Genomic DNA, 19,446 nt, shown 5'->3' with positions numbered 1-19,446 from the left:
CCAAGCTGCCGCTTCTAGATATGTAATCATATTAAACTAAATTAATCACATAGTTCTATATTAAGGCTGGTAAGCAAGTTTAGTGCTTCGAAGCGATCAAACTTAGCATTCGCTAAAATATTATTATTCAAATCTATATTAAACGCTGTCGCACCTACAAAATCACATTTTGTTAAGTTAGTTTGAAAAAACTCACTATCGCGAAAATCTGTTCCTGTAAATTCACTACCGCTTAAATCAGCATGTCTAAAATCAACATTTTTGGCAAAGCAGTGTGTTAGTTTGAGGGCTTTGAGGGTTAATTCAAAAAAAGAACTATTACTGAGCTCGCAATAATTAAAACTCACCGGTGCGTTAATACTAAGCGCTGGCCAATCTACGTCAGTCCATTGCAGACTATTTAATTTACAGTGGCTAAAACTTACATCTTCAAGCGAGCTGTAGTTCCATTTAAGTGACGATAAATTACAGTTTTTAAAACTGCATTCTATAAATCGGCAATTTTTAAACTGCCCGCCTGAAAAGTCGCAATCGGTAAATGTGCACTCTTCAAACTCAGAATTTTCAGTTAGTTGCTCTTCGTGCAGCAAAGCATTAAATTGCTCGTCGAAGTAGTGATTATTATTTGAAATTGACACTATTAACCTAGTTTTTAATGGGCATAGACGCTATTTTTAGGTAAATCTTTTTTAAGCGCAAGCACTGCAATAAAAATCAAAGCAAATAGTGGAAATAGCGCTAAACAGCCACCCACAAAAGCTAAAACCCCAGGCATAGTACTTTTACGCTTACCTATTTTGTAGCTAATTACAGCAAAAATAGGAATACTCAGCACAATAAAAAAAACTAAGAACTCACCAAATAAGGTTGCATTGATCGACATAATAATTCCTTTTTCGTCTGTTCGGTTAAAATACACTCTGCTGCAAATTTAACCACAAAAAAACCCTTAAGCATATAACTTAAGGGTTTTTAAATTTAGCTCAATAAGCTAAATAAAAATTACTCTTCGCTAGGTATCGCTTTTTCCACAACACTAATTGCAAGCTCAGCTAACGAATCCATATTAGGCTTACTAGGCGCGTTAGTTAATAAACACGACGCTTGTGTTGTTTTAGGGAAAGCAATAACGTCACGAATGTTATCGGTACCACATAAAAGCATTGCTAAACGGTCAAGACCAAATGCTAAACCAGCATGTGGTGGTGTGCCGTATTTAAGTGCATCAAGTAAAAAGCCAAACTTGTCTTGTTGCTCTTGCTCGTTAATACCTAAAATTCTAAATGCAGTTTCTTGCATATCTGCATTATGAATACGTACCGAACCGCCACCCACTTCGTAGCCGTTCAATACCATGTCGTAGGCATCTGAAATAGCCGCAGCAGGGTTTGCTTCAAGCTCACTTGCAGTAATATCTTTTGGTGCAGTGAATGGATGATGCACAGCATGTAATGTGCCCTCGTCATCTTCTTCAAACATTGGGAAGTCTACAACCCAAAGTGGTGCCCAACTATTAAGGTTAGTGATTTCTAAGTCAACACCAATCTTAACGCGCAGTGCGCCCATTGCTTCGTTTACTGTGTTACGCTTATCGGCACCGAATAAAATAATATCGCCAGACTGAGCATTAGTACGCTCAAGTAATTTTGTGATTACGTCTTCGCTTAAAAACTTAGCCACTGGTGATTGAACGCCTTCAGCGCCCGCAGTGTGGTCGTTTACTTTCATCCACGCCATGCCTTTAGCGCCGTAAATACCAATAAACTTAGTGTAATCGTCAAGCTGTTTACGAGAAAGCTTAGCGCCACCCGGTACAGTTAATACAGCAACGCGACCTTTTTCGTCGTTAGCTGGACCTGAGAAAACATTAAACTCTACGTCTTTAACTAAATCTGCAACATCAACTAACTTCATTGGGTTACGTAAATCTGGCTTATCAGAACCGTAAAGGCTCATTGCCTCGCTGTAAGGCATGATTGGAAAATCGCCTAAATCAACGTTTAACAATGTTTGCCACATCTCGCGGATCATTTTTTCAGTCATACCACGTACTTGATCAGAGCTCATGAACGAGGTTTCTATATCTATTTGGGTAAATTCTGGTTGACGATCGGCACGTAAATCTTCATCACGGAAACATTTAACAATTTGGTAGTAACGGTCAAAACCCGACATCATCAACAATTGCTTAAATAACTGTGGAGACTGTGGTAAAGCGTAAAAACTACCTTTATGAACGCGGCTTGGCACTAAGTAATCGCGTGCGCCTTCTGGCGTTGCTTTAGTAAGTACAGGTGTTTCGATGTCTAAAAAGCCGTTTTCATCTAAAAAGCGACGAACAAAGCTGCTTGCTTTAGCACGTAATTTAATACGGTCACTCATTTCTAGACGACGTAGGTCTAAGTAGCGGTATTTTAAACGACGCTCTTCTGAGTTTACTTGGTTAAAATCAAGTGGAAGCGGTTCAGAGCGGTTAATAATTGTAAGCTCAGTACCTAAAACTTCAATTTCACCTGTTGCCATATCTTTATTTACTTGGCTATCAGGGCGTGCACGTACAGTACCTTTTAGCTGAACACAAAATTCTTGGCGAAGTGTGTTAGCTGAACTCATTAACTCTTCAATGTCAGAGTCGAATACAACTTGTACTAAACCTTCTCTATCGCGTAAATCGACAAAGATAAGTCCACCAAGGTCACGTCGTTTGTTGATCCAGCCACATAGTTCAACTTCTTGATCTACGTGAGTTTTATTTAGCTGTCCGCAATATATAGAGCGCATAGTTTTCCTGTCAGATAAAAGGCTTAAACGGTTATATTTATTTGTTTTAAGGCGTGTGATTTAAAAAACAGGTCACCACAATACAAATAAAGCCGCTAGCAATCTAAAAATAATCAAATGAAGCCCTGCATTATACTCAACTAACATTAAGATGCTAGGGCGTGTGTTTAGCTTTGTAATGTTAATTTGCAGCAACCACCGCATGTATTTGGTACACTTGCGCCACGAAGTAATTTATCAGCCATTTATATGTTATATATTGGATGCCCTCAGTGGTCGAGCAACGCATGGAAAGGCAATTTATTTTCAAGCCAATGTAAAAACGCCGATATGCTTAGCCAATACGCCCAACATTTTAACTCAGTTGAAGGCAATACCAGCTTTTACGCCGACCCTTCGCCAAGTACCGTATTGCGCTGGGCAAACAGCGTACCCGATGATTTTAAATTTACGTTTAATCGTCGCTTTAGCCACGAGCTGCATCTTACTAATGTTCAAACCGAGCTTACTGATTGGCTTAACTTGTTCTCCCCTATTTTAGAAAAAACCGGGCAAATCATGCTGCAATTACCTAAAGCATTTGGCCCTGGTGACTTACCCAAGCTAGCCCAATTTATTAGCCTGTTACCAAAAGAGGTTAATTACGGTGTAGAGGTACGTCATACTGCTTTTTTTCAAAAGGGTGAAGCCGAAATAGCGCTTAACCAATTATTAATGGCAAACAACATAAATCGTATATCGATGGATACTCGCGCCCTATTTGCGGTAAAACCAACAACCGAAGCGCTAATAGATGCACAGCAAAAAAAGCCGCATTTACCGGTACATGCAATAGCTACTGGCTCAGAGCCCATGGCGCGCTTTGTTATCGCCGATTTACAAAACGACTATAAACCCTTTTATAAACCGTGGCTGAGTAAAGTAAAACAATGGCTTGATGAAGGAAAAACGCCTTATGTGTTTTTTCATACGGCAGATAACCGAGAAGCGCCATTATTAGCAAGGCAGTTTTGTAAAGACCTTGGTTATGATCACAAAGCATTAAACCCATTTACTGGCGAAAAAGAAGCCCACCAGCCAGCACTTTTTTAAAAGTAAAACGACAGAGAAATAATAATGAGTGAATACGCACGTTACTTTACCGGCTACCCAGCTAACATTGTTGAGCAAGTATTAAGCCTTATAAATAACAAAAAGGTATGTGACTACTTACTTAAAAAGTATCAGCAAGCACACACTATTACCAGCGATAAACTACTTTATAGCTATGCAACCGAGCTTAAAAAACAATATTTAAAAAATGCGCCACCATTTGGCCGTGCGGCGTTTAAAAAGCAAGGCGATATGGTCACCAATGCACTCGGTACACATACGTATCGAATGCAAGGTAAAACCCGTAAACACGATTTAGCGATAAACAGCGACTTGCTCCGCGCTCCCGAGCCGTTATTAAAAGCGTTAGTGGTACATGAGCTCGCCCACTTTAAAGAAAAAGACCACAACAAAGGTTTTTATCAACTTTGCTGCCATATGGAGCCGAGTTACCACCAGCTAGAGTTAGATTTAAGAATTTTTTGTGTGGTAGTCGCAATGGGAGAAAATCCTTATTTTAAATAAGGATTTTAGCGTTATTTAACTGAGTGAAAATAAAGCCATGCTTAAGTTAATATTTCCTTTCATAACCAAACGCTCATACCCAATATCTTCTCTTATCCAAGTAAGCAGCTCACAACTTAACGCCTCGTCCTTAATAAAATAAAAAAGTTTAAAACTACATAATTGCCCTACATTTGAGAACTACACTCTTAAAAGTTAATTTAATCTTTGGAGTTTTTAAATGATGAAAAATACCCATGCCATTTTACTCAGTGCACTGTGCTGCTTAACCTTAAGTGCCTGCAACGAGCAAAACAGCCAATCACTTGAACAATCAAACCTCAATGATTTTACTCTAACCAGCTCAAAAGTAAGTGATGGCGGTAATTTGCCTATTACTTATACATGCGATGGGCAAAGCATTAGCCCGCCACTTAACTGGAGTGGAGCACCTAAGGCAACCAAATATTATGCATTAATTATGGATCATAAAGCGCCAGAGGGAATGCATTGGTATTGGACCATGTACAATATTGCCGCCGATAAAACACGAATTAAAGCGGGCGAAACTCTCGGTGAAGTAGGCTCTAATAGCGTAAACGATTTAAACCAATATGCGCCGCCTTGCTCTAAAGGTCCGGGTGAAAAAAGCTATACTTATACTGTGTACGCGTTATCTGCACCGGTTACCTTTAATAGCGATACAAAAGTAGATCGCTCAGCATTACTCGCTGCTGTAAAAGATATTACGCTCGATACTGCAAGTATGACGGTTAAATACTCGCGAAGCGCCAGTAGCGCCGAACACAAACCTAATACAAGACCAAAACCAAATGAGCAACCAAAGCCTGATAAATCATATTTAACCGCTAACGTAAAATCACCTCGTTGCGATGCTATTACACAATCAGTAAGTAATGCAGGGTTTGATCAAAGCGTATCTGTTACGTGCGATGAACAATATGCTTATATTGCCTCATCTACTTATCCTGATCATGAAGTAATGACTGGTATTACAGGTACTAACGAGCAAATACCTGTTCCAGCTAAAGACTACGTAGCACCTATAAAGCTAAATCCTAAAAAAGCAAAAACAATAACAACAATTGATGCAGCCGTAGGTGTTGCCGTTAACGGCGTACCAATATACGACTATTCTTCGCAAGGTGAGTTGGACGTAAATAGCTACGATGAAAAACACGACACTTTAGCACTCGGACAATTAGATATATGTGGCGGACACGCAGGACGAGGTGATGACTACCATTATCATGTATCGCCAACGTGTATGATTGACACAATGAAAAACCAATCAAGCGATGCCATTATTGGTTGGGCTTACGATGGTTACCCGCTGTATGGCAGTAAAAACCCAGACGGCAGTGCAATTGCCAAAGGTGACCTTGATGTATGTAACGGGCAAACCGACGACACATTTGGCTATCGCTACCAAACATCAGCTACGCCGCCGTATATTATTCAGTGCTTAGTAGGTGAAGTAGATACAGCTAAATTACCAAGAGTTGCACCACTTAGTGGCGATACTCAAGGTATAAGAGCCGATTTGCGCCCGCCACAAGGAGGCGTTGAAAACCTAACGCACACAATCTCTGAAAACGGCAGCCGTACAATGAGCTACTCATACAAAGGTGAAAACTACTTTACTACCTACAGCCCTGCATCACAGGGAAAAGACTGCTATAGCTTTAAACAAAAAACCATCAGTAATGGTGGCAAAGTTCAAACAGGTACATTTTGTAGAGGTCCGCAACCAAATCACCTTACTCCAACAGTCACTAAGCAAAATACAAATCCTGCCATTACGGGCAAGCATAACTTAAAGCTAGAAGCATGGGCTGATAACTGGTTTACAGCCTACATAGGCGAGCAGTTACTTGTTGAAGATTCTGTGCCTATAACCACAGAGCGTTCATTTAATGCCGAAAGTATTACGTTTTCTGCAAACTACCCTATTGAGCTTAATTTAATAATTAAAGACTTTAAGCAAAACGACACTGGGCTTGAATACATCGGCGCTAAAAATCAGCAAATGGGTGATGGCGGTTTTATTATGCAGCTTACCGACACCGATACAAATAAAGTAGTTGCCGTAAGCGATAAAAGCTTTAAATGCGAAATACTTCACAAAGCGCCGCTCAACAAATTATGCGAAAGCGAATCAAACCCAGTTGCGGGCGAAGACGTTTGTACGTTTATGTCAAAAGAAGCACCAACTAACTGGCTGCAAAGTAACTTTGACGATACCAATTGGGCTAATGCAGTAGAGCACAACTTTGCCGATGTAGGACCAAAAGACGGTTACGACGACATTAACTGGGATGAAAACGCAAAATTCATATGGGGCGAAGACTTAGAAACCGACAACACCCTTATTTGTAAAGCAATTATTGAGCAACCTCAATAAACAAAAAGGTCAACCGCCTCAATAAAAGGTAGTAATTATGTATTTTTTAAAAAAATCAAAATGGCTAATGCTAGCGTGTATTTTAACAAGTATGAGCGCTCAAGTGAGCGCCCATGTATTAAAAAACACAACAGCCCAAGTAATTTTAAGAGACGGGCAAGTTGAGGTTAAAGTATTAACTAATGCTGAGCATTTAATTTCAGCGCTGCAAAGCGAGCAAGCATGGCTTATGGGCGATATTGATAAGCTTATGCCTACAAACTTAAGTGCAGAGCAACAGGAAGAGTTTGTAAAAAATGCACTTAAACAAAAAACGAGCTTACGTGTAAATCAGCAGGTTATCGTGTTTGAACGCGTCGCTTTTACCACCAGCAACAACAACGAAGCGCACGACCTAGAAATTGTTTTTCAAGCGAAGCACACATTTACAACAGTAGATGAGCTTGCCATATCGTTCCCTAAAAGTTTAGGTGCAGTACACGCAAGCTTTGTAAAACCACAATATAAGTTACTGGGTGCTGGCGATACCGCAAAAATAAAGTTCTAGTCCAAATATCAACATATCTAAAAAGCTTACTTAAAAAGGATTTTAGTAAGCAACTCCCCAAATACGCTAATTGTAGGCACATAATCAATATGCAATACTGCTTGGTACATTAACACATGATTTTTACTATTTGCCAATCAGTGAAATTAATACATAAATTCTTTTTAGCTTTTTTTATCACTAATATCGCCCTTGTTGGGCTTATGTTTGTGTTTATATACATGACCTTTTCGTCAGGGTTTAACGACTTTGTTGAACAAGAAGAAACAAAGCATGTCGCAATGGTTAAGCAGCAACTTATTGAGCTTTATAGCGAATTAGGCAGTTGGCAACCTATTACGCAAAACACGCAATTATGGCGCTCTATTGTAGAGCCGCAAAAAAAGCCAGGTGAACCTAAAACTAATAAACACACAAGCACCCCACCCAAACCAAATAGCAGTAAAGCAACGCCCTCTTTATTGTGGGTACACTTACCTGCGGGTTCCCTTAAAACAGGGCAACGTATAAGTTTATATGATCAAAATAAAAAAGTTGTTGTTGGTAGAGCGAATTTAAACGACAACCCACATATAGAGCCAATTTTATTAAACAATAACGTTATAGGCTGGATAGGTTTAGTACCTTCAAAACTTGTGCAAAGTAGCCCAGCTAAAGCGTTTTTAGCAGCGCAATTTCATAACTATTTTATGATCACGTTACTCGTTATTGCGCTCGCATTTATTATGGCTATTGTGTTATCTCGCCATTTAATAAAACCAATAAAGCAAATAGTGACTGGCACAGATGAGTTAACAAAAGGAAATTTTGCTAGCAGAATAATTCCCTCTAGTAAAGATGAGCTAGGTACCCTATCCAACAACTTTAATGCCTTAGCCCACACGCTTGAGCAAAACCAACAAATGCGGTTTCAATGGGTGTCAGACACATCCCACGAATTAAGAACCCCGCTTACCGTACTACGATCGCACTTGTTAGCTGTGCAAGATGGTGTATTTACAGCCGACACAAAGCGCATTAATTTACTCATAAACCAAGTAGATAACTTAAGCCACATTGTTGACGACCTAGCCCAACTAGCACAAACAGATAGCGTTAATTTAACCTATAACAATGCACACATTGATTTAATAAACATTTTTGAGCAATCAATTGAAAACTACACCGCTCGCTTTAAAGAGCGTGAATTAAATGTAGATAGCAAAAGCTTAGCCAAAGCCGGTAAATGTATAATAAATGGTGATAAAGAACGCCTTATACAATTATTTTCAAACCTGTTAGAAAATACCTGCAGATACACGCATAAAGGTGGGCAAGTAATAATACTTGCCAACAAAACGCACAATAACATTGAGCTTATTTTACAAGACTCAGCCCCAAGTGTTTTACCAAACGACTTACAAAAATTGTTTGAGCGTTTTTATCGCGTTGAAAAATCTCGAAGCCGAGAGCACGGCGGCTCGGGCTTAGGGCTTGCACTTTGCAAACAAATAGTAGAAGCACATGGCGGTCAAATATCGTTGCACAACTCACCACTCGGTGGGCTAGAAGTTAAAATAACGCTGACACTTTTAGGTTAAAATAATGGCATCACAAAAAATACTTATCGTTGAAGACGAAGAAAACATTGCAGAGGTACTTATTGCCTATGCTAAGCAACAAAATTACGAAACTGAGCACTTTAATAGTGGCAAAGGTGTAGTTAGTTTTGTAAAACAAAACGCAGTAGATTTAATACTTCTTGATTTAATGCTGCCAGATGTTGATGGCATAGAGCTATGTAAGCAAATAAGAGCCTTTTCAAGTGTGCCTATTATTATGCTTACCGCAAAAAGTGAAGAAATAGACCGCTTGCAGGGTTTAGAGATCGGCGCCGATGACTACATATGCAAACCCTTCAGCCCCAAAGAAGTTATAGCACGCATAAAAGCCGTACTAAGAAGGACCAGCCAGCCTAAAACCAACATCATCAATCATAATAATTTTCAATTACATAAAGACGATTACGAAGCACGCCTAAACGGCAAAAGCATTGGCTTTACCGCCGTCGAGTTTAAAATATTTTTATTATTTATAAGCCACGTAGGGCGTGTTTTTACCCGCGAAGATATTATTAATAACGTATACAGCGATACAACCGACATATCCGATCGCAACATAGATACACATATTAAAAATATACGAAAAAAGATTAACGACATTCAAGCAGGGCTAAACCCAATAGCAGCGGTTTATAGTGTGGGATATAAGTTTAAAGAGTAGGTTTACTTATTCAAATAAAGCTAACATGACGCAAAAGCGCGATATAAATCGCGCTTTTATTTTAATCACTAACCTGAACACTCATAACTAAAGATTAATAGCTGAGCAGTCGTTGGGTTTCGTTTCTCTCAACCCAACCTACGTAAATAGACTTAAAGCCCTAGGCCTGCCATAAAATCATCATCGCCATCATCTTGTTCTACTACTTTAGATGATTTTTCTTTGTCCGCTTTTTTACGTGCTTCGTTTTCAATTATGTCATCTGGGTCTAGAGCTTCTGCAATATCAAAGTCATGTAATTTAATGAACTCTGTTTTATCCATCGCTAATTCCAAGTAAAAAATATTTTGCTTACTTGTGGTGAATGTTACGCGGCGGGCTTGCGGGCGATCCATTGTGGTATCTACCGATATTTGAACTTGCTTATTTATTGCCATCATTTTTGGCTGGTTTTGCGTAATAGAGGTATGCAATTGCTCACGCACTTTAGACGTAAAGTCGCCAACAATTTGATTCATCAACTCGCCTAGTACGTTTGATACGTCGTCTGATAAATGGCTATGCGCTATTTCATCTTCTGGCATCCCCATGTTGCGCATGTAATCGCCATAAATTTCCATCGCCGCTTGCGAGGTAAAGTTGGTAATTACGAGCCCTGTAAAACCGCCGTCAAATAAAACAAAACAACCAATATCTGGTCGCATACATGTACGTGTTATTTTTTGCACCATGGCTGAGTAGCTAATACCATTGCCGCTGGCTGATGTGAGTACACCTGTCACTGAATGACAAAGGGTTGCTAATATATCGTCTGTGCTGATGACCTTACTTTTGCTCATTTAATCTTCTCTTTTGTACTTATTATTCATAATTCTAGTCAAGCTACTGAATTTATCACTGACTATCCAGTATAAAATGTTAAAATAGCGCCATTATTTACAAAGAGACTGCCTTCGTGACCATAAAAGACAGTATTTATGCCTCTGAGCAACAAGTAAAAGATTTTAGCTTTGACCAAAATGTAGTCGAAGTTTTTCCAGATATGATCCAGCGCTCTGTGCCTGGGTATGCCACCATTGTAAGCACTATGGGTAAACTTGCGGGTGAATACGCACAAAGTAACTCAAATCTTTATGATTTAGGCTGCTCTCTTGGCGCAGTCACGCTTAGCATGCGCCGTAATATTCGCACCGATAACTGCCATATAATAGCGGTAGATAACTCTCAAGCTATGGTTGAGCGTTGTAAGGTACATTTACAAGGTTTTAAATCAGATGTGCCGGTTACTGTTACTTTGGGCGATATTAACGAGCTTGAGATTCAAAACGCCTCAGTAGTAGCAATGAACTTTACACTGCAATTTATTCCACACGCACAGCGCCAAGCCGTACTTGAAAAAATATACGCTAATTTAAAACCTGGTGGTGTATTGCTGCTAAGCGAAAAAATTAAAGCCGAAAACGAGCAATGCGACAATTTATTGATTGATTTGCACCACGACTTTAAACGTCACAATGGCTACTCTGAGCTTGAAATAAGCCAAAAACGTACCGCCATCGAAAACGTTATGCGCCCAGATACACTAAGCGCTCACTTTACTCGCTTACAGGATATTGGTTTTAGCCAAACTCAAGTGTGGTATCAATGTTTTAATTTTTGCTCAATGGTAGCAATTAAATAAAGAGAGTCATCCATGTCTCAATGGTTTAACCAATTTTACGCAGCTATCGCACAAAGCCCACTTAGTCACTGGCTAGAAACCCTCCCTGCTCAATTAAAACATTGGCAAAACGAGGCTAGCCATGGTGATTTGCCTAAATGGCAAAAAGTACTTAAAAACTTGCCTGAGGTGGCAACTTCCCATGTTGATATTTCTACAAAGGTAGAAATTGGCGCGCCAGGAGAGATGAGTGATGGCGAGCAAAAGCAAGCCATGCATTTATTAAAACGCATGATGCCATGGCGCAAAGGCCCATTTAGTGTGCACGGTATTGAAATAGATACAGAGTGGCGCAGTGATTGGAAGTGGGACAGACTCCTTCCTCATATTGAGCCATTAAAAGGTCGCACTGTTTTAGATATTGGTTGCGGCTCAGGGTATCATTTATGGCGTATGCGCGGTGAAGGCGCAGAGTTTGTCGTGGGTATTGATCCATCTGATTTATTTTTATGTCAGTTTCAGGCAATTAAACACTACAACCCAGACGAAAACGTACATTTACTGCCACTAGGCGTAGAAGCATTACCCGAGCTTAAAGCGTTTGATACTGTTTTTTCGATGGGTGTACTTTATCATCGTCGCTCACCTATCGACTTTTTAGCGCAGTTAAAAGCGCAGCTTCGCCCAGGCGGCGAACTCGTACTTGAAACCCTAGTAATTGAAGGCGACGAAAACACGGTATTAGTCCCTACCGACCGCTACGCTAAAATGCGCAACGTTTGGTTTATTCCAAGTACTGCAGCATTAAAACTGTGGATGGAACGCGTTGGCTTTAAAGATGTGCAAATAAAAGATTGCGCTATTACCACGCTTGAAGAGCAACGCAAAACCGACTGGATGGAAAACGAATCGTTAATCGACTTTTTAGATCCAAACGATACAAGTAAAACAATTGAAGGCTACCCCGCTCCACTTCGAGCCATATTAACCGCAAAAGCATAGCTGTTAATTTAACGCCTTTAATACTAAAAAAACGCCTACGGGCGTTTTTTTGTTTATTTAAACAACAAACAGCGGACAAGTGTCCTTGTTAATTATTTCAAAATTACATTTGAGCTAGCCGCGACCTTGCAATTGTTGTAAAATACGCGCGTTTCTAAGCAACCCAAAACAACTATTTTGAGGAAAACCTGTGAGCGAACAAAAACAGTCTCTAAGCTATAAAGACGCGGGCGTAGATATCGACGCTGGTAATGCACTTGTTGAGCGTATTAAAGGCGTAGTTAAAAAAACTCGTCGTCCTGAAGTAATGGGCGGAATTGGTGGTTTTGGCGCACTTTGCGAAATTCCTGAAGGCTACAAGCAACCAGTATTAGTTGCAGGCACAGATGGCGTTGGTACTAAACTACGTTTAGCAATCGACTTAAAAAAACACGATACGGTTGGTATTGATTTAGTTGCAATGTGTGTAAACGACTTAATTGTTCAAGGTGCTGAACCCCTGTTTTTTCTAGATTACTATGCAACTGGTAAACTAGATGTAGACACAGCAGCTGACGTAGTTACAGGTATTGGCAAAGGTTGTGAAATTTCAGGTTGTGCCCTAATTGGTGGCGAAACAGCTGAAATGCCAGGTATGTATGATGGTGAAGACTACGACATGGCAGGCTTTTGTACAGGCGTTGTAGAAAAATCAAAAATTATTGATGGCACAAAAGTAGCAGCAGGCGATCAGCTTATTGCACTTGCTTCAAGTGGTCCTCATTCAAATGGCTTCTCTTTAATTCGTAAAGTACTTGAAGTGTCAAAAGCTGATACCAGCGCTGACTTTGAAGGTAAAACATTAGGCGAAACTCTACTTGAGCCTACGCGTATTTACGTAAAACCTTTACTTGAGTTATTCAAAAACGTTGACGTACATGCGCTTTCGCATATTACTGGCGGCGGTTTTTGGGAAAACATTCCACGCGTATTACCCGCTTCGGCAAAAGCTGTAGTTAAAGGTGATAGCTGGCAGTGGCCACCAATTTTTAATTGGTTACAAGAAAACGGCAACATTACTACACACGAAATGTACCGTACATTTAACTGTGGTGTAGGCATGGTTTTAGTAGTCCCTGCAGACAAACTTGAGCAAAGCTTAACAATGCTAAAAGACTTGGGCGAAAATGCATGGCACCTTGGTGAAATTCAAGATGCAGCAGCTGGCGAAGAGCAAGTTGAAATTGTAGGTGGTGCTAAGTAATGGCACCGACTCGTCTGGTAGTTTTAATCTCAGGTAGTGGCTCTAATTTACAAGCCATCATAGATGCCTGCGAACGTGGCGAGATAAACGGACATATAGCGGCTGTTATTAGTAATAAAGCAGACGCTTATGGCCTAGAGCGTGCAAAACAAGCAGGTATTGCTACAAAAGTGCTCAGTCATAAAGATTTTGACTCGCGCGAAGCATACGATGCACAATTAATGAACGTTATCGACTCTTTTATGCCAAATCTAGTTGTATTAGCTGGGTTTATGCGTATTCTTACTCCTGGCTTAGTGCAAAAATATGTTGGAAAAATGTTGAACATTCATCCATCTTTGTTGCCTAAGTATCAGGGGCTGAATACCCACCAAAGAGCAATTGATGCAAAAGACGATGTTCATGGCGTAAGTGTTCACTTTGTTACTGAAGAATTAGACGGCGGTCCCGTTATTCTTCAGGCGCAAATACCTGTACTCAAGGATGATACAGCAGAAACATTAGCAAAACGCGTGCATGAGCAAGAGCATATAATTTATCCTTTGGTGGTCAAGTGGTTCAGTGAACACAGACTTACTATGGAAGCAGATTATGCAGTTCTTGACAAAAAACAACTTCCTGCACACGGCGCGCACTACCCACAATAAAAAAATAAGTGCCCTGTTGTTATGTGCGGGCGCTTTACTTCCAACTAGCCTAATTGCAGGCGAATTGACCCAGTATCAAGCTAATTACGATATTTTACGCAAAGGTAAAAATCATGGTGAGGCTGTTCGTGAGCTCAAAAAAACGGGCGACGATACTTATGAACTTACATACCACAGCAATATTGAGTGGATGATTTTCTCTGACTCTCGTGAAGAAACATCAGAGTTTACCTTTAAAGATGGCAAGGTTACCCCGCATCATTACAACATGATTCGTACCGGTACAGGCCCAGATAAAGATTACAAAATTGATTTTGATACAACAAACAAAGTAGTGACTAGCAGCGCTAGTGAATACCCACTTAAATGCGAATGGACTGATGAATTTCAGGATGCTATTTCGTACCAAGTGCAAGTGCGCGAAGGATTGAAAAAAGGCGAAACAAGCTTTTCATTCCCGCTCATAGACAAAAAAGGTAACCGCCGCGACTACAACTTTGAAGTTGTTGAAAAAGAGATGATCTCCTTACCTATCGGTAATGTAGAAGCCATTAAAGTGAAGCGTTTATACGATAACGATAAACGCCAAGCAATTGCATGGTTTGCGCCAGAAATGGATTACATGCTGGTACGTATGTGGAAAGGCGAAAAAGGTATGGAGCAGTTTGAAGTTCAAATGAATTCATTTACTGTTACTGCGCCTACAGCTGTTGCGCCTGCAACAGCAGAGCAACCTCAAGAAGCTAACTAAATTTAATTAAACCAAAGTTAAGTTAAGTTAGTATTTAAAATAGGTGGGCTAAATTAGCTCACCCATTTTAAACAATGCAAATTCCCCAGGCTCCATTTTTTGCCAGCGCTCATCATTCGTCAAAGGCCTTGTAGCTATAACTGTTACTACATCGTTTGGTGTGGTCTCTTGTTGAAAATCAACCACCATGTCGGCATCAATCAACGTTGCCTTACCAAATGGCGCACGGCGCGTTATGTAGTATAAGTTATTAGTGCAATACGCTAAAACAAACACCCCATCGGTCAATAACATATTAAACACCCCTTTTTCACGCAGAGTTTGCGAAAGCTTAGCCGCGTATCTAAAAACCGACGCCATATTACTTGGACGCTTTGGGTATTTTTCGCGAATTTTATCAAGCAACCAACAAAAAGCGAGTTCGCTATCGGTGTTACCCACTGGGCGATAGTACTGCGGTTTTAAATCATGATAATTAGATAGCTGCCCGTTATGAGCGTAAGTAATTTCACGCCCCCATAACTCTCGCGTAAAAGGATGAGTATTTTCAAGGCATACTCGCCCGCGATTACCTTGGCGAATATGGCTAATAACCGAGACACTTTTAATGGGGTATGCTTTAACGAGCTTTGCAATTTCAGATTGATAACTCGGCTCAGGATCTTTAAAGGTTCTACAGCCTTTACCTTCGTAAAATGTAATACCCCAACCATCTTTATGAGGACCTGTATTACCACCACGCTCTAAAAGGCCTGAAAAACTAAAACAAATATCGGTAGGCACATTGGCTGACATGCCAAGTAATTCACACATTAATAAAATAACCCTTAAAAACCATACATTAAAATAAATAGCGAATATTTGTGTATTAAGCGTACACTAAATTGCAGCCCGCTATAACGGCTATACTTACTTAAAAAGTGTCATTTTGCTATTAGATTTATTTATTTTTACGTTAACACTACTTACGGCTAATGCTTTGACTATACGATAGTTATTGAGTGTTCCTCTGTCGGGTAATTAAATATCGTATTTAAGTTACTTTCTACTACAATTTAACATCGTTATGTACTTGAAAATTACTGTTACTAGCGCTACTCTAAGTGAGGTGGTCTGACCTCTATTAAGGAATAAAAATGACACTCATATTTACACTGGTTCTAATCGCGTTGCTTTGCACTGCGGTTTACCACAGAGCAAGTTGGAACACAGCACTTGGTGTTTCGGCTATAACTTTATTAATTGGTACCTTTGCGGGTGCTTTTGGTTTAATTAGCTGGTTGATCTTTTTGATCATCGCGGTTCCTCTTTCTGTTACTGGCCTTCGTCAGCAATATATCATCAAGCCTATTTTTGCTACGTTTAAAAAAGTAACGCCAAGCATGTCTGATACTGAAAAATCAGCTATTGATGCCGGTACGACGTGGTGGGAAGCTGACTTATTTTGCGGTAACCCAGATTGGAAAAAACTTCACCAATACCCAGTTCCTAAACTTACTATTGAAGAGCAAGCCTTTGTTGATGGCCCTGTTGAAGTAGTATGTAGCATGTTGGACGATTGGGAAGCAACGCACGAACTAACCGACCTTCCTCAAGATGTATGGCAATATCTAAAAGATAATAAATTCTTTGCCATGATCATCAAAAAAGAATATGGCGGTTTAGAGTTTTCTGCATTTGCACAGTCTTGTGTACTTCAAAAACTAACAAGTAAATCAACATTACTTTCGTCAATTGTTGGTGTACCAAACTCTTTAGGCCCAGGTGAATTATTACAGCACTATGGTACAAAAGAGCAAAAAGATCATTACTTACCGCGCCTAGCGAGCGGTCAAGAAATTCCATGTTTTGCATTAACTTCGCCAGAAGCGGGTTCTGATGCAAGCTCAATTCCAGACTACGGTGTGGTATGTAAAGGGCAATGGAATGGTGAGGAAGTTGTGGGTGTTAGTTTAACGTGGAATAAGCGTTACATTACACTTGCCCCAGTGGCTACCGTACTTGGTCTTGCGTTTAAGTTACAAGATCCTGATGGGCTAATTGGCGACAATAAAGAGCCAGGCATCACCTGTGCACTTATTCCAACGGACACTCCTGGAGTTGAAATTGGTCGTCGACATTTCCCGCTAAACGTACCATTTCAAAATGGTCCTACTCGCGGTAAAGATATTTTCGTACCACTTGATTATATTATTGGTGGTCCAGATATGGCTGGTCAAGGCTGGCGCATGCTGGTTGAGTGTTTATCGGTTGGTCGTGCAATTACATTGCCGTCAAATTCTGCCGGTGGCATTAAAATGATTGCCGTTGCAACGGGTGCGTATAGCCGTATTCGTCGTCAGTTCCGTTTACCTATTGGTAAAATGGAAGGTGTTGAAGAGTCACTAGCAAAACTTGCTGGTTACGCTTACAGCTCTGATGCTGCGGTTAGTATGTCTACGGGTGCGGTTGATTTAGGCGAAAAGCCATCGGTAGTTTCTGCCATTATTAAATACCACCTTACAGAGCAAATGCGTGATGCAACTATTCATGCAATGGATGTACTTGGCGGTAAGGGCATCATGCTTGGGCCAAATAACTATTTAGGTCGTGGCTACCAAGGTGCACCTATTGCCATTACCGTTGAAGGTGCAAACATCTTGACCCGTAATATGATTATTTATGGTCAAGGTGCAATTCGCTGTCATCCATTTGTACTTACCGAGCTAGGTGCGTGCGAAATTGAAGACCGCGAAGAAGCGCTTAACGTATTTGATAAAGCGCTAATGGGTCATATTGGTTTTACTATGTCGAACCTTGTACGTACTAAGTGGCTTGCACTTACCGGCGCTCGTTTTACAAGTGTGCCATACAACGACGAAACTGCTGAATTTTACCGTATAGCGTCACGCTTTAGTGCATCACTTGCTCTTATGTCAGACATTAGCATGGCAGTATTTGGTGGTTCACTAAAACGTAAAGAACGTATTTCAGCACGTTTAGGTGACTTACTTAGTTACTTATATTTAGTGTCTGCAACGCTTAAGCGTTACAACGACGAAGGCCGTAAAAAAGAAGATTTTGCTCTAGTAAAATGGAGTTGCCAAGATCACCTTTACCATTGCCAACGTGCACTTGCTGATTTAATTAATAACATGCCTTCGGCTCCACTGCGTGCCGTGTTAAAAGTATTGTTATTCCCGTTTGGTCGCCCTGTTCGTAAACCAACTGACCAACTTGAGCATAAACTAGCGCAACTACTACAAGTACCTAGTGAAACGCGTAACCGTTTAGCAAGCTACGTATACTTAAAAAATGAGCCGCTTAACCTTGTGGGCCGTCAAGAGCAAACGCTTAAAGACATCCTAGACGTTGAGCCATTATTCGAAAGAGTATGTAAAGAGAAAGGCCTTAAACTGCCATTCTTCCAGCTTGATAAGGTAGCGCAAATGGGGCTTGAAGCAGGCATATTAAGCCAAGCAGAGGCTGATAAACTAGCTGCTGTTGAGCAATCTCGTTTAGATGTTATTAACGTTGACGACTTTGACCCTGCTGACTTACTTGCAGGCAAAGCCGCGCGTAATAGCGTTAAAAAAGAAGCTGATGCAGCTTAACTAAGCTAAGCATTTACAGACCAAAAGCCAGCATATAACATGCTGGCTTTTTTGTGCACAATAAAAAGTTTTAACAACGTGATGGAGTAGTTTAATTCGTTAGATTGTTTAAATAATTATACAGTTTGGTATAACAGGCAGCTCTGACATCTAACCAACCCTAAAAGCTCTGTATTGATTAAATACCCTTAATTCATCTCTATACTCCTGTAAAAACTTAAACCCTCTCAAGAGCTCTACAAGTACAACACTATTAAGTTAATGACTATACCAATTAGCAATAATACTTAGAGCCTGCCTAGCAGTGTTAAAAATCTCTGGTATACGACTGCATGGATGCAGGAGATAGAGCAATGCAGGATCATTTGCCGAAAACAACTAAATAACGAATTATTCCTTATTATCGACATGCTTTTCTTACATCAAAATAGATTACTTAATTAAGCGAATTGGGGTTAAACCTGGCGTTAAGCTAACTGCGGTAAAAGTTACGAGAAGAGAGATACAGCGCAATGCATAAGCATTTACCCAGAGCATCGGCAGATTGATATAGGTATTGATACGGATAATAAGGAATATTAGCAGGTTCGTGCAAGGAATGTGTTTGATAGCTAATAGCTGATAGCTGATAGCTGATAGCTGATAGCTGATAGCTGATAGCTGATAGCCAAAGAATGTTTTACTAAATTATTTAATCAAGGATTTTATAAGCTTGTTATTGAGGAAATAACAAGTGGCGGAGTGGACGGGACTCGAACCCGCGACCCCCGGCGTGACAGGCCGGTATTCTAACCAACTGAACTACCACTCCGCAGTGGTATGTGCATGGGGTAATGCACTTACTAATTTTAATCATGATATCAAATGGCGGAGTGGACGGGACTCGAACCCGCGACCCCCGGCGTGACAGGCCGGTATTCTAACCAACTGAACTACCAC

The 19,446-nt window shown here is 40.3% G+C and carries 17 protein-coding genes and 1 tRNA gene; 12 read left to right on the top strand and 6 right to left on the bottom strand.

Annotation, left to right across the window (positions count from 1 at the left end):
- Positions 1-41: 41 nt before the first annotated feature.
- From QMA08_RS06360 to aspS, 3 genes are all read right to left on the bottom strand, one after another.
- Positions 42-638, bottom strand: a complete 597-nt coding sequence (locus tag QMA08_RS06360; protein ID WP_290173971.1) for a pentapeptide repeat-containing protein — start codon at positions 636-638, stop codon at positions 42-44.
- Positions 639-652: 14 nt separating this feature from the next.
- Complete coding sequence (locus QMA08_RS06355) at positions 653-883, bottom strand: hypothetical protein (protein ID WP_002959972.1); 231 nt, start codon at positions 881-883, stop codon at positions 653-655.
- A gap of 119 nt (positions 884-1,002) precedes the next feature.
- Positions 1,003-2,781 (bottom strand): aspartate--tRNA ligase, encoded by a 1,779-nt coding sequence (gene aspS / locus QMA08_RS06350; RefSeq protein ID WP_182675658.1) that lies wholly within the window; start codon positions 2,779-2,781, stop codon positions 1,003-1,005.
- A gap of 249 nt (positions 2,782-3,030) precedes the next feature.
- Between aspS and QMA08_RS06345 the strand changes: the two genes are divergently transcribed.
- The 6 genes from QMA08_RS06345 to QMA08_RS06320 all read left to right on the top strand — a co-directional run bounded on the left by QMA08_RS06345 (position 3,031) and on the right by QMA08_RS06320 (position 9,611).
- The gene (locus QMA08_RS06345) at positions 3,031-3,873 is read left to right on the top strand and encodes a DUF72 domain-containing protein (protein WP_290173985.1); all 843 of its coding nucleotides are present in this window, start codon (positions 3,031-3,033) and stop codon (positions 3,871-3,873) included.
- Between the two features lie 24 nt (positions 3,874-3,897).
- The gene (locus QMA08_RS06340; RefSeq protein ID WP_290173970.1) at positions 3,898-4,398 is read left to right on the top strand and encodes a YgjP-like metallopeptidase domain-containing protein; all 501 of its coding nucleotides are present in this window, start codon (positions 3,898-3,900) and stop codon (positions 4,396-4,398) included.
- 220 nt (positions 4,399-4,618) lie between these two features.
- On the top strand, positions 4,619-6,802 hold the full coding sequence (locus QMA08_RS06335; RefSeq protein WP_290173969.1) for a YHYH protein: 2,184 nt from the start codon (positions 4,619-4,621) through the stop codon (positions 6,800-6,802).
- 37 nt (positions 6,803-6,839) lie between these two features.
- A complete protein-coding gene (locus QMA08_RS06330; RefSeq protein ID WP_188162307.1) occupies positions 6,840-7,349 on the top strand; it encodes a hypothetical protein in 510 nt (169 codons plus the stop codon).
- Positions 7,350-7,552: 203 nt separating this feature from the next.
- Positions 7,553-8,929 (top strand): ATP-binding protein, encoded by a 1,377-nt coding sequence (locus QMA08_RS06325; protein ID WP_290173968.1) that lies wholly within the window; start codon positions 7,553-7,555, stop codon positions 8,927-8,929.
- 4 nt (positions 8,930-8,933) lie between these two features.
- A complete protein-coding gene (locus QMA08_RS06320; protein ID WP_188162305.1) occupies positions 8,934-9,611 on the top strand; it encodes a response regulator in 678 nt (225 codons plus the stop codon).
- Positions 9,612-9,763: 152 nt separating this feature from the next.
- Here QMA08_RS06320 and QMA08_RS06315 read toward each other — a convergent pair whose 3' ends face one another.
- Positions 9,764-10,450, bottom strand: coding sequence for a DUF3334 family protein (locus tag QMA08_RS06315; RefSeq protein WP_193226706.1), 687 nt, complete (start codon positions 10,448-10,450; stop codon positions 9,764-9,766).
- A 116-nt stretch (positions 10,451-10,566) separates the two neighbouring features.
- On the opposite strand from QMA08_RS06315, the gene cmoA reads away from it, so the two are divergent.
- From cmoA to QMA08_RS06290, 5 genes are all read left to right on the top strand, one after another.
- Positions 10,567-11,292, top strand: coding sequence for a carboxy-S-adenosyl-L-methionine synthase CmoA (cmoA, locus tag QMA08_RS06310; protein WP_007378000.1), 726 nt, complete (start codon positions 10,567-10,569; stop codon positions 11,290-11,292).
- A gap of 12 nt (positions 11,293-11,304) precedes the next feature.
- Complete coding sequence (gene cmoB, locus QMA08_RS06305; RefSeq protein ID WP_039488533.1) at positions 11,305-12,273, top strand: tRNA 5-methoxyuridine(34)/uridine 5-oxyacetic acid(34) synthase CmoB; 969 nt, start codon at positions 11,305-11,307, stop codon at positions 12,271-12,273.
- Between the two features lie 190 nt (positions 12,274-12,463).
- Complete coding sequence (gene purM, locus QMA08_RS06300; protein ID WP_002959993.1) at positions 12,464-13,516, top strand: phosphoribosylformylglycinamidine cyclo-ligase; 1,053 nt, start codon at positions 12,464-12,466, stop codon at positions 13,514-13,516.
- On the top strand, positions 13,516-14,163 hold the full coding sequence (gene purN / locus QMA08_RS06295; protein WP_002959994.1) for a phosphoribosylglycinamide formyltransferase: 648 nt from the start codon (positions 13,516-13,518) through the stop codon (positions 14,161-14,163). The genes purM and purN overlap by 1 nt, the downstream gene beginning before the upstream one ends.
- A 16-nt stretch (positions 14,164-14,179) precedes the next feature.
- A complete protein-coding gene (locus QMA08_RS06290) occupies positions 14,180-14,914 on the top strand; it encodes a DUF3108 domain-containing protein (RefSeq protein ID WP_290173984.1) in 735 nt (244 codons plus the stop codon).
- Positions 14,915-14,962: 48 nt separating this feature from the next.
- Here the strand turns inward: QMA08_RS06290 and QMA08_RS06285 are convergent, their stop codons facing one another.
- Positions 14,963-15,727: a class II glutamine amidotransferase gene (locus tag QMA08_RS06285; protein WP_290173967.1), complete on the bottom strand. Its 765-nt coding sequence runs from the start codon at positions 15,725-15,727 to the stop codon at positions 14,963-14,965.
- Positions 15,728-16,050: 323 nt separating this feature from the next.
- Here QMA08_RS06285 and fadE point away from each other — a divergent pair, with 323 nt between their 5' ends.
- On the top strand, positions 16,051-18,507 hold the full coding sequence (fadE, locus tag QMA08_RS06280; protein WP_002960075.1) for an acyl-CoA dehydrogenase FadE: 2,457 nt from the start codon (positions 16,051-16,053) through the stop codon (positions 18,505-18,507).
- A gap of 734 nt (positions 18,508-19,241) precedes the next feature.
- On the opposite strand, the gene QMA08_RS06275 is transcribed toward fadE, so the two are convergent.
- Positions 19,242-19,318: transfer RNA gene (locus QMA08_RS06275), tRNA-Asp, on the bottom strand.
- Positions 19,319-19,446: the final 128 nt, after the last annotated feature.

Origin of the sequence: Pseudoalteromonas sp. APC 3355, from assembly GCF_030407615.1 — a bacterium.
Classification (GTDB): Bacteria; Pseudomonadota; Gammaproteobacteria; order Enterobacterales; family Alteromonadaceae; genus Pseudoalteromonas; species Pseudoalteromonas distincta.
Note: the sequence above shows the minus strand (reverse complement) of the source record. Positions and strands in the feature narration are given on the sequence as shown.